The sequence below is a fragment of the Bradyrhizobium sp. 62 genome (assembly GCF_023073035.1).
Classification (GTDB): domain Bacteria; phylum Pseudomonadota; class Alphaproteobacteria; order Rhizobiales; family Xanthobacteraceae; genus Bradyrhizobium.
This window is the reverse complement of record NZ_JADPIT010000014.1, coordinates 231,454-240,968: the sequence shown is the minus strand read 5'-3', so window position 1 is coordinate 240,968 and position 9,515 is coordinate 231,454. Positions and strand designations below refer to the sequence as shown.

Annotated in this window: 10 protein-coding genes; 6 read left to right on the top strand and 4 right to left on the bottom strand. The window is 64.6% G+C overall.

From position 1 onward, the window contains the following. Positions 1–97: 97 nt before the first annotated feature. Positions 98–922 (bottom strand): alpha/beta hydrolase, encoded by an 825-nt coding sequence (locus IVB47_RS09720; RefSeq protein ID WP_247461233.1) that lies wholly within the window; start codon positions 920–922, stop codon positions 98–100. Positions 923–1,171: 249 nt separating this feature from the next. Between IVB47_RS09720 and infC the strand changes: the two genes are divergently transcribed. Then, the gene (gene infC / locus IVB47_RS09715) at positions 1,172–1,711 is read left to right on the top strand and encodes a translation initiation factor IF-3 (RefSeq protein WP_155809540.1); all 540 of its coding nucleotides are present in this window, start codon (positions 1,172–1,174) and stop codon (positions 1,709–1,711) included. Positions 1,712–1,866: 155 nt separating this feature from the next. Here infC and IVB47_RS09710 read toward each other — a convergent pair whose 3' ends face one another. Beyond that, positions 1,867–2,271 (bottom strand): hypothetical protein, encoded by a 405-nt coding sequence (locus IVB47_RS09710; RefSeq protein ID WP_027566193.1) that lies wholly within the window; start codon positions 2,269–2,271, stop codon positions 1,867–1,869. Positions 2,272–2,541: 270 nt separating this feature from the next. On the opposite strand from IVB47_RS09710, the gene rpmI reads away from it, so the two are divergent. After that, on the top strand, positions 2,542–2,742 hold the full coding sequence (gene rpmI / locus IVB47_RS09705; protein WP_007598540.1) for a 50S ribosomal protein L35: 201 nt from the start codon (positions 2,542–2,544) through the stop codon (positions 2,740–2,742). Positions 2,743–2,823: 81 nt separating this feature from the next. Continuing rightward, on the top strand, positions 2,824–3,183 hold the full coding sequence (gene rplT / locus IVB47_RS09700; RefSeq protein WP_007598538.1) for a 50S ribosomal protein L20: 360 nt from the start codon (positions 2,824–2,826) through the stop codon (positions 3,181–3,183). A gap of 11 nt (positions 3,184–3,194) precedes the next feature. Here the strand turns inward: rplT and IVB47_RS09695 are convergent, their stop codons facing one another. Continuing rightward, positions 3,195–3,605 (bottom strand): hypothetical protein, encoded by a 411-nt coding sequence (locus IVB47_RS09695; RefSeq protein WP_247357393.1) that lies wholly within the window; start codon positions 3,603–3,605, stop codon positions 3,195–3,197. A 150-nt stretch (positions 3,606–3,755) separates the two neighbouring features. Between IVB47_RS09695 and pheS the strand changes: the two genes are divergently transcribed. Genes pheS through IVB47_RS09680 form a run of 3 tightly spaced genes read left to right on the top strand, consistent with a single transcriptional unit; the run spans position 3,756 to position 8,036 of the window. Beyond that, the gene (gene pheS, locus IVB47_RS09690; RefSeq protein ID WP_106944075.1) at positions 3,756–4,838 is read left to right on the top strand and encodes a phenylalanine--tRNA ligase subunit alpha; all 1,083 of its coding nucleotides are present in this window, start codon (positions 3,756–3,758) and stop codon (positions 4,836–4,838) included. Next, positions 4,835–7,243 (top strand): phenylalanine--tRNA ligase subunit beta, encoded by a 2,409-nt coding sequence (gene pheT, locus IVB47_RS09685; protein WP_247461231.1) that lies wholly within the window; start codon positions 4,835–4,837, stop codon positions 7,241–7,243. Before pheS ends, pheT begins: the two co-directional genes overlap by 4 nt. Before the next feature lie 22 nt (positions 7,244–7,265). Further along, complete coding sequence (locus IVB47_RS09680; protein ID WP_247357391.1) at positions 7,266–8,036, top strand: sulfite exporter TauE/SafE family protein; 771 nt, start codon at positions 7,266–7,268, stop codon at positions 8,034–8,036. Between the two features lie 158 nt (positions 8,037–8,194). Here IVB47_RS09680 and IVB47_RS09675 read toward each other — a convergent pair. Continuing rightward, positions 8,195–9,515 (bottom strand): FAD-dependent oxidoreductase (locus tag IVB47_RS09675; RefSeq protein WP_247461229.1); only part of this gene is annotated, 1,321 nt, incomplete at its 5' end.

Here is a 9,515-nt window from a genome sequence, read left to right as displayed (position 1 = left end):
CAGTACGCCGCGGCTTCTCGGCTTGAGCACGAGCGCCTCTGGAATACTGGATCGCCGGATCAAGTCGGGCGATGACACCGAGTGCTAGGTGGCGATTTCACCCGATCTCGGCCACGGCGGCAAGAATGCGGGCGATGTCCTGCGGGCGCGAGAGGCGGTGATCGCCGTCCTGGATCATGGTCAGCACGACGTCGTCGGCCGGCAGGCGATGGGTCAGCGCGAACGCGTGCTGCCAGGGCACGTCAGGATCCTGCGCACCTTGCAGGATGCGGACGGGACAGCCGAGATCGATGGCGCTGCCGAGCACGAGGTGGTTGCGCCCCTCCTCGATCAGATTTCGCGTGATCGGATAGGGCGAGCCGTCGCCATAATCCGATGGTCTCAGCCAGACGCCTTTGGTCTCGATTTCTTTCTTCACCGCGGCCGGAAAATTCTTCCACATCAGCTCCTCGGTGAAGTCCGGCGCCGGCGCGATCAGCACCAGGCCCGCCAGCGAGGCCTTGCCAGAACGCTTTTTGATCTCGCGCGCGAGCAGCAGCGCCATCCAGCCGCCCATCGACGAGCCGATCAGGACTTGCGGGCCGTCGCAGAATCGCTCGAATACCGCGACGCTTTCCTCGAGCCAGCGCCCGATGGTTCCGTCGGCGAAATCGCCGCCGGATTCGCCGTGGCCGGAATAATCGAAACGGACCACGGCGCGGCCGTGGTCCCGGGCCCATTCGTCCAGCGCCACGGCCTTGCTGCCCCGCATGTCCGATTTGAACCCGCCGAGCCAGACCAGTCCCGGTCCTTGACCAGGTTCTGGACCAGATTCTTGACCAGATTTTTGGGCCGCGCGGCGGCGCACCGCGATCCGGCGTGCGGAGGGGCCTTCGCCCACATCGATGAAGTCGAGCACGGCATCGGGAATTGGGTGATTCATGGAACGTTTACTCTGGCTGTGCGGTTTGAGCTGTCCGGACGTGCTCCGCAGCGCAGCTGGACGTCGTCATTGGCCCTTTGGGACGCTTGCGGAACAGAAGCAAGGTGTCTATGTCCCTCTGCGTGCCCCGCCGTGGCCAAAATGCCTCGCATTTGAGGCTTTTTCGACCGCCGCACGAGCGATTGCTTGCCGGCAACCGTATCTTCCTGCAAAATAGCCGCCTCTTTTCATAACTTTGGAGAACCACCCATTCGCCGTCCAAATAAAGCCCCGCCCACTGCCGCCAAAGACGGGCCGCGCATCAATGACGATATTCGCAATGCGCAGATCCAGCTGATCGATCAGACCGGTGACAACAAGGGCACCATCGAGACCGTCGCGGCTATCCGCTTGGCCCAGGAAGCCGGCATGGATCTGGTCGAGATCTCGCCGAACGTCAGCCCTCCCGTCTGCAAGATCATGGACTACGGGAAGTACAAGTACGCCGCGCAGAAAAAAGCCACTGAAGCCCGCAAGCGGCAGAAGATCGTCGAGATCAAGGAGATCAAGCTCCGCCCGATGATCGACGACCACGATTACGAAGTGAAGATGCGCGCCATGCAGCGGTTCTTCGAAGAAGGCGACAAGGTCAAGATCACCCTGCGCTATCGCGGCCGCGAAATGGCGCACCAGGAGATCGGCACCAAGCTGCTCGACAAGATCAAGACCGACGTCGCCGAGCTCGCCAAGGTGGAGCAGGACGCGCGGTTCGAGGGCCGTCAGGTCGTCATGGTTCTGGCGCCGCGCTGACGCCGGTTCTTTAGGCTGAAGAATTCAACGGTCCGTCCGGATCTCCGGCGGGCCGTTTTGTTTTTTGTCGGATATTCGAGCCGCGAGCACCGCTGCGACCTCTCCGGCTTGCGGGAGAGGGAGCGCACCTCCATCGCGGAGATGGCTCGCTCGAATTACGTCCTTGTCGCCTGCCAGATGCCGCTGCAGCGGTCGCCGGAGATGATGCCGTGCCAGGAGCCGGTCCCGGCCGCGCCGGCGAGCCGGCCGCCGCCGCTGGCATGGGACGCCCCGACCGAAACCTCGACCGCGACGCCACCGCTGCGATTGACCTTGCCGGAGACCCGGCCACCGCCGGCGGACGACACCCGACTGCCGGCGACGGTGAAGGGAACGCTGTAGCCGGAGCTGCAATTGCCGCGGGTGGTGGCGAAGGTGACGTTCCAGACGCCGTCATAGCCGCGGATGCGAGCATCGGCAGTCGACGGAAACGCAGCCATGGCGAGCACAGCCAACAGCGCCAGGCGGCGCGGACGAGCGACATCCGTCAAAGACGGAAGCGATTGGGAAAAATAGGGCATTTTAATCCTGCTCCGGGCGACACGGCTCGGACATGAGGTTAGCAATTCCGGATAGTCGGCGGCTAGGTTCCACCGGTTCATCGTTGCCAATTCGCCCGTCCTCTGTCATAAGCCCAGCCTTCATTGCCCGGCTGATTAAGGGCTGCCGTGGCGGTGTCCGTGCGGGTTTCGCGCTTGTTCGTAAAACCTGAGCACAATCAACGCTCTAACGAGCATTTTGACGGCCAGCCGCCTTCGCGGGCGGATTTCTATGGCCATTAGGAGAGCCAAATGCCCAAGCTGAAGACCAAATCGGGCGCTAAAAAGCGCTTCAAGGTGACTGCCACCGGCAAAGTGATGTTCGCTCATCGCAGCAAGCGTCACGGCATGATCAAGCGGACGAAGAAGCAGATCCGGCAGCTGCGCGGCACTGCCGTGCTGTTCAAGACCGACGGCGACAACGTCAAGAAGTACTTCTTGCCGAACGCCTGATCGCGTCCACGATCATTGCCACCCGCGCCGCAGCTTTCGCGGCGATCCGAACATCAAGTCATCTTTCGAAGGATATTTGTCATGGCTCGCGTCAAACGCGGTGTGACCGCCCACGCCAAGCACAAGAAAGTCTACAAGGCCGCCAAGGGTTTCCGCGGCCGCCGCAAGAACACGATCCGCACCGCCAAGCCGGCGGTCGAGAAGGCTCTCGTGTATGCCTTCCGTGATCGCAAGCGCAAGAAGCGGACGTTCCGCGCGCTCTGGATCCAGCGCATCAACGCTGCCGTGCGTCCGTTCGGCCTGACCTACAGCCGCTTTATCGACGGCATGGCCAAGTCCGGGATCACCGTGGACCGCAAGGTGCTGTCGGATCTCGCGATCAACGAGCCCGCGTCGTTCCAGGCGATCGCCGAGAAGGCCAAAGCCGCTCTGGCGGCCTGAGCACGCCCGCGCTAACGGCCGGCTCCGCCGGCTTTCAGCGCGCGTTGCGAGTAGCGCTGGGCGATCTCCGCCCGGCAGAATGCTGTGAACGACAGATACATGGTGCCGGATTTATTCCGGTACTTCCGGTCGCACACGCGCATCTCGCGTTGGTAAGCCCGTTTCCGCGCAATGTTGAGGCCGGGCATGAAGTCCGCCTCGCATTTCTTCTCGACGGCGGCGCCGAGCTGGACATCGCCGCTCGCGGTCAATTGGCAATCCTGAAACACCTTCATCGCACTTTCGCAGCCCTTCTGGGCACCGATGGTGTCGACGACCTCGTCCAGCGTCATGGATTTCTCCATGCAGACCATGGCGCGCGCCGGGGTGCTCGCGACCAAGAGAACGACGGCGAGAGCAGCCAGACCGGATCTTGAGAGCATCGCGAAAGCCTCCTCGTATCCCCCTTGGTGCCAGCCTCCCGCGCGAGGTTCAACCCAGCCGCTCGTCAGCCCGAATGACCGGCTTTTCGCTTGACGTTACGGCCTTCGGGCGGCGACAACCCAGCCGAATTTGGCAGCAGGGATTTGACCGTGTCCGACCTCGCAACGCTCGAAACATCCATCCTCGACCAGATCGCCGCCGCCGGCGACGAGGCCGCCCTCGAAGCGGTGCGTGTCGCGGCCCTCGGCAAGAAGGGCTCGATCTCGGCGCTGCTTGCCACGCTCGGAAAAATGTCGCCGGACGAGCGCAAGACCCAGGGCGCTGCGATCAACCAGGCCAAGGACAAGGTCACCGAAGCGCTCGCCGCGCGGCGCGACGTCTTGAAATCGGCGGCGCTCGACGCGCGGCTTGCGTCGGAAACCATCGACGTCACCCTGCCGTTGCGCGATGCGCCGGCCGAGGCCGGCCGCATCCATCCGCTGAGCCAAGTCTGGGACGAGCTGACCACGATCTTTGCCGACATGGGATTCTCGGTCGCCGAAGGCCCGGATATCGAGACCGACGATTACAACTTCACCAAGCTGAATTTTCCGGAAGGCCATCCCGCGCGCGAGATGCACGACACCTTCTTCTTCCATCCGAAGGAGGACGGCTCCCGCATGCTGTTGCGCACCCACACCTCGCCGGTGCAGGTGCGCACCATGCTGAGCCAGAAGCCGCCGATCCGCGTGATCTGCCCGGGCCGCACCTATCGCATCGATTCCGATGCGACCCACACGCCGCAATTCCACCAGGTCGAAGGCCTCGTCATCGACAAGCACTCCCATCTCGGCCACCTCAAATGGATCCTGCACGAGTTCTGCAAGGCGTTCTTCGAGGTCGATCACATCAACATGCGCTTCCGGCCCTCGTTCTTCCCGTTCACCGAACCGTCGCTGGAAGTCGACATCCAGTGCCGCCGCGACAAGGGCGAGATCCGCTTCGGCGAGGGCGAGGACTGGCTCGAGATTCTCGGCTGCGGCATGGTGCATCCGAACGTGCTGCGCGCCTGCGGCATCGATCCCGACGAGTACCAGGGCTTCGCCTGGGGTATGGGCATCGACCGCATCGCCATGCTGAAATACGGCATCGCCGATTTGCGCCAGCTGTTCGACAGCGACGTCCGCTGGCTGTCCCATTACGGCTTCAAGCCGCTCGAAGTACCGACGCTCGCGGGAGGGCTGAGCTCGTGAAATTCACCCTCTCCTGGCTGAAGGAACATCTCGACACCGACGAGCCCTTGGACAAGCTCGCCGAGAAGCTCACCATGATCGGGCTCGAGGTCGAGAACATCGAGGACAAGGCGAAGGCGCTGAAGCCCTTCACCATCGCGAAGGTGATATCCGCCGAGCAGCATCCGAATGCGGATCGGCTGCGCGTGTGCATGGTCGACACCGGCGACGGTGGAGCGCCCGTGCAGGTGGTGTGCGGCGCGCCGAATGCGCGGACGGGTCTCGTCAGCGTGTTTTCGCCGCCCGGCACCTACATTCCCGGCAAGGACATCACGCTCGGGGTCGGCACCATCCGCGGCGTTGAGAGCCGCGGCATGCTGTGCTCGGCGGCTGAATTGCAGATTTCCAACGACCATGACGGCATCATGGAATTGCCCGCGGATGCGCCGATCGGCGCTGCTTACGCCGCATGGGCCGGCCTCGGCGATCCCGTGGTCGAGATCAATCTGACGCCGAACCGGCAGGACTGCACCGGCGTGCATGGTATCGCGCGCGATCTTGCCGCCGCCGACATGGGCAAATTCAAAGATCCCACCATCAAGCCGATCAAGGGCGAATTCCCGTGCCCGGTGAAGGTCACGGTCGAGGACGCGACGCTGTGCCCGGGTTTTGCGCTTCGTCTCGTGCGTGGCGTGAAGAACGGACCGTCGCCGGAATGGCTGCAGAAGCGGCTGACCGCGATCGGCCTGCGTCCGATCAACGCGCTGGTCGACATCACCAACTTCTTGACTTACGACCGCGCACGACCGCTGCACGTGTTCGACGCGAAGAAAGTGAAGGGCAATCTCGTGGTGCGCCGCGCCCGTGACGGCGAGACGCTGCTCGCGCTCGACGGCCGCAGCTACAATCTCGATCCCGCGATTTGCGTGATCGCGGACGAGCACGGCGTCGAATCGCTCGCCGGCATCATGGGCGGCGAGGCCTCGGGCTGCGACGAGACCACCACCGACGTGCTGATCGAATCGGCGCTGTGGAACGAGATCAACATCGCCCAGACCGGCCGCAAGCTCGGCATCAATTCGGACGCGCGTTATCGTTTCGAGCGCGGTGTAGATCCGGCCTTCATGGTGCCGGGGCTGGAGCTCGCGACGAAACTGGTGATGGAGATGTGCGGCGGCACGCCGTCCGAGAACGTCGTTGTCGGCAAGACCTTCGGCGACGACCGCGTGATCGATTTCCCGGTCACCGAGGTCAAGCGGCTCTCGGGCATCGAAGTGCCGATGCCGGAGATGAAGCGCATCCTGACCCATCTCGGCTTCATGATGGCGGGCCCGGGCCCGGTCGTGAAGGTCGCGGTGCCGTCGTGGCGCACCGACGTGCACGGCAAGGCCGACATCGTCGAGGAAGTCGTCCGCATCCACGGCGTCGACAAGGTGCCGATGACGCCGTTCGAGCGCGGCGAGGACGCACGCAAACCCGTGCTGACCCCGCTCCAGCTCCGCACCCGCCGCGCCAGGCGCGCGCTGGCGAGCCGCGGCATCATCGAAGCGGTGACCTGGTCCTTCATCACCAAGTCCGCCGCAAAGCTGTTCGGCGGCGGCCAGCGCGAACTCGAGGTCGCCAACCCGATCGCATCGGATTTGTCCGACATGCGCCCGACCCTTTTGGCGGGCCTGATCGCGGCGGCGCAGGCCAATGCCGATCGCGGCTTTGGCGATGTCGCGCTGTTCGAGGTCGGGCAGGCGTTCAAGGGCGATCGCCCGCAGGATCAGTTCATGGCGGCAAGCGGCGTCCGCCGCGGCTTTGCGTCGTCGCAAGGTCTGGGACGACACTGGTCGGGTTCGGCGCAGGCTGACTTGTTCGACGCCAAGGCCGATGCGCTCGCGGTGCTCGCCGCCGCAGGGGCACCGATGCAGGCCCTTCAGATCGTCGCGGGCGGCCCGTCCTGGCTGCATCCCGGGCGATCCGGTACGATCCAGATCGGGCCGCAGAACGTGCTGGGTTATTTCGGGGAGATGCATCCGCGCGCACTCGAGGCGCTCGGTGCCGGCGGCCCGCTGATGGTATTCGAGGTGATCCTCGACCGCATCCCCGAGGCGAAGAAGAAGCCGACCCGTGCCAAGCCCGTGATCGAGCTGTCGGCATTCCAGCCGGTCTCACGCGATTTCGCCTTCATCGTCGATCGCACCGTGAAGAGCGGCGATATCGTGCGCGCGGCTCAGGGCGTCGACAAGAAGCTGATCACCGCCGTGAACGTGTTCGACGTCTACGAAGGCAAGGGCATCGACGATGGCAAAAAGTCGATCGCCATCGCGGTAACGATCCAGCCGCGCGAAAAGACCCTGACCGACCAGGAGATCGAGGCCGTCGCCGCGAAGATCGTGGCGGAGGTGACGAAGAAGACCGGCGGCACTTTGAGAGCATGATCATGCTCGAGAAATCTAGAGCATGAGTCTCACTGACTTTCTTCCAAAGGACGTCAGCCTCACCGTTGCGATGGCGCTCTGCGCCGTCGCTTTCGTTTCAGGCACCGCGCGCGGCTTCTCGGGCTTCGGCTCGGCCCTGATCTTCATGCCGCTGGCGAGCAGCATCGCGGCGCCGCGTCTGGTTGCCGCACTGCTCCTCGTGATCGACTTCGTCGCGGCCGCGCCGCTGCTGCCCGACGCCTGGCGCAAGGCCGACCGCAAGGCCACCGCCGTGATCGTGCTGGGCGCGCTGGTCGGCGTCCCCGTCGGCACCTATTTCCTCAGCGTGCTCGAACCCGTCACGACGAGATGGATCATCTCCTGCTTCGTCGCCGCGCTGCTGCTTCTGTTGCTGTCGGGCTGGCGCTATCGCGGCAAGGACCACGCTTGGCTTTCGGTCGGCATCGGCAGCCTCTCCGGCTTCTGCAGCGGCCTCGCCCAGACCGGAGGCCCGCCGATCGTCGGCTACTGGCTCGGCCGTCCCATCGCCCCGATCGTCGCGCGCGCCAACATCCTGCTGTTTTTCGGCGCGTCGGACTTCTTCTCGATGATCAGTTACGCGACCACCGGCCTGATCAGCCGCGAATCGCTCGTGCTCTCGCTCATCGTCGGGCCGGTCTATGCGATCGGCGTCGCCTTTGGCGCGTCGCTGTTCGGCCGCGCCAGCGAGAAAGTGTTTCGCGCGATTTGCTACGCGCTGATCGCGGTGGCCGTGATCGCGGGACTGCCGGCGCTCGATGGAATTTTGCGGTAAGCAATCCACCGTCGTCCTGGCGAAAGCCAGGACCCATTACTCCGGTCAGCGTTTGTAGCGCGAGCAGGTGACCAAGAATCTCCGCCAAACCAATCCCTAGGGTAATGGGTCCTGGATCTACGCTTCGCTTCGCTGCGCTTGTCCAGGACGACGACTAATCAATTCCTCTGCGACTGCGGCGCCCGCCGCTTCTTCGTCGACTGCGTCGGGACATCGACCGGCTCGTCCTTGAGCGCGCCGATCTTGCGCAAGGCCGCGTCCGCGGCCCGCTCGCCGCTTTCCCAGGCGCCGTCGACGGTGCCCCACAGCGTCTCGTGCGTGGCTTCGCCGGCGAGGAACATGTTGCCGATCGGCTCGGCAAGGATTCTTCGCGAGAGCTGACCGCCGGGCGAGGCCGCCGACATCGCACCCATCACGAACGGCGAGGCGTTCCAGCGCGTCACGCTGGCTTTCTGCACGGCGGCGGCGACCTCGCTGCCGAACAGCTTCGTGATCCATTCCCTGGCGAAGGCCGTCATCGCCTTCTCGCCTTGCTGGGTGAGATCGCGGCCGAACGAGCCACCGACGTCGATCGAACATAGCGAGGAACCGCCGATATTGGCGAACATCAGCGCCGTGCGCGTCGAATTGCTCTGCTCGATCAGGATGTCGTCGCGCGACAGGCCGAGCGGATTGCCCGGTAGCTGCAGCACGATGTGATCGTAGCTGCCGAGCGTGAGCTTCGAGGCGGCATCGAGCGTGCGCTTTGGAATGTCAGGCCCAAACTTGATCGCGCCCGAAATCAGCACATTGGTCGAGACCGTGATGATGGCGGCGCGTGCGGCGATCCTGCCGGCCTGTGTCTCCACGCTGACGTCGCGATTGCTCCAGACGATCCGACTCGCCGGCGTCGACAGCGCGACCGGCGCCTGCTCACCGAGTTTGGTGATCAGGGTCCCCAGGCCCTGGCGGCAGGCGATCGCGGCGTTGCGATCCTGTGCCCGCGCCTTGTCGATCGCAGACAACTCCTTCAGGTCCTTGCCGGCGAAGCTCGCGCCCAGCATGAACTCGGCCGCGCCGGCCCAATCGCCGAGGTCCTTCGGCAGCACCGAGGCGCAGGCGGTATCAAGCTTGCCGCGCGCGGCCTCGTCGATGGCGCGGTTGGCGCGCACCAGCGCCGCCAGGAATTCCTCGGTCTCGCCGGCGCGTGCGTTGCGGCGACCGATGCGCATCTTCTGGCCTGACGGCGCCGGCAGAACGTCGAGCCCGGCGCTGCGCGCCAGCCGGATCATCGGATTGGTGTCGGGATTGTGCATCCAGCGCGCGCCGCGATCGAACGGCGTGTCGAAGGTGGTCGTATCCGTGATGCAGCGGCCGCCGATCTGCGATGCAGCTTCCACCACCACGACCTTGCGATTGGCCGCCATGATGCGCCGCGCCGCGGCAATTCCGGCCGCACCCGCACCGATCACGACGATGTCAGCCTCGCGCGGCAGGGTC

Excerpts from the sequence above, each read along its gene's own strand:
- IVB47_RS09720 (WP_247461233.1), bottom strand. The coding sequence starts at position 922 with ATGAATCACCCAATTCCCGATGCCGTGCTCGACTTCATCGATGTGGGC.
- IVB47_RS09710 (WP_027566193.1), bottom strand. The coding sequence starts at position 2,271 with ATGCCCTATTTTTCCCAATCGCTTCCGTCTTTGACGGATGTCGCTCGT.
- rpmI (WP_007598540.1), top strand. The coding sequence starts at position 2,542 with ATGCCCAAGCTGAAGACCAAATCGGGCGCTAAAAAGCGCTTCAAGGTG.
- rplT (WP_007598538.1), top strand. The coding sequence starts at position 2,824 with ATGGCTCGCGTCAAACGCGGTGTGACCGCCCACGCCAAGCACAAGAAA.
- IVB47_RS09695 (WP_247357393.1), bottom strand. The coding sequence starts at position 3,605 with ATGCTCTCAAGATCCGGTCTGGCTGCTCTCGCCGTCGTTCTCTTGGTC.
- IVB47_RS09680 (WP_247357391.1), top strand. The coding sequence starts at position 7,266 with ATGAGTCTCACTGACTTTCTTCCAAAGGACGTCAGCCTCACCGTTGCG.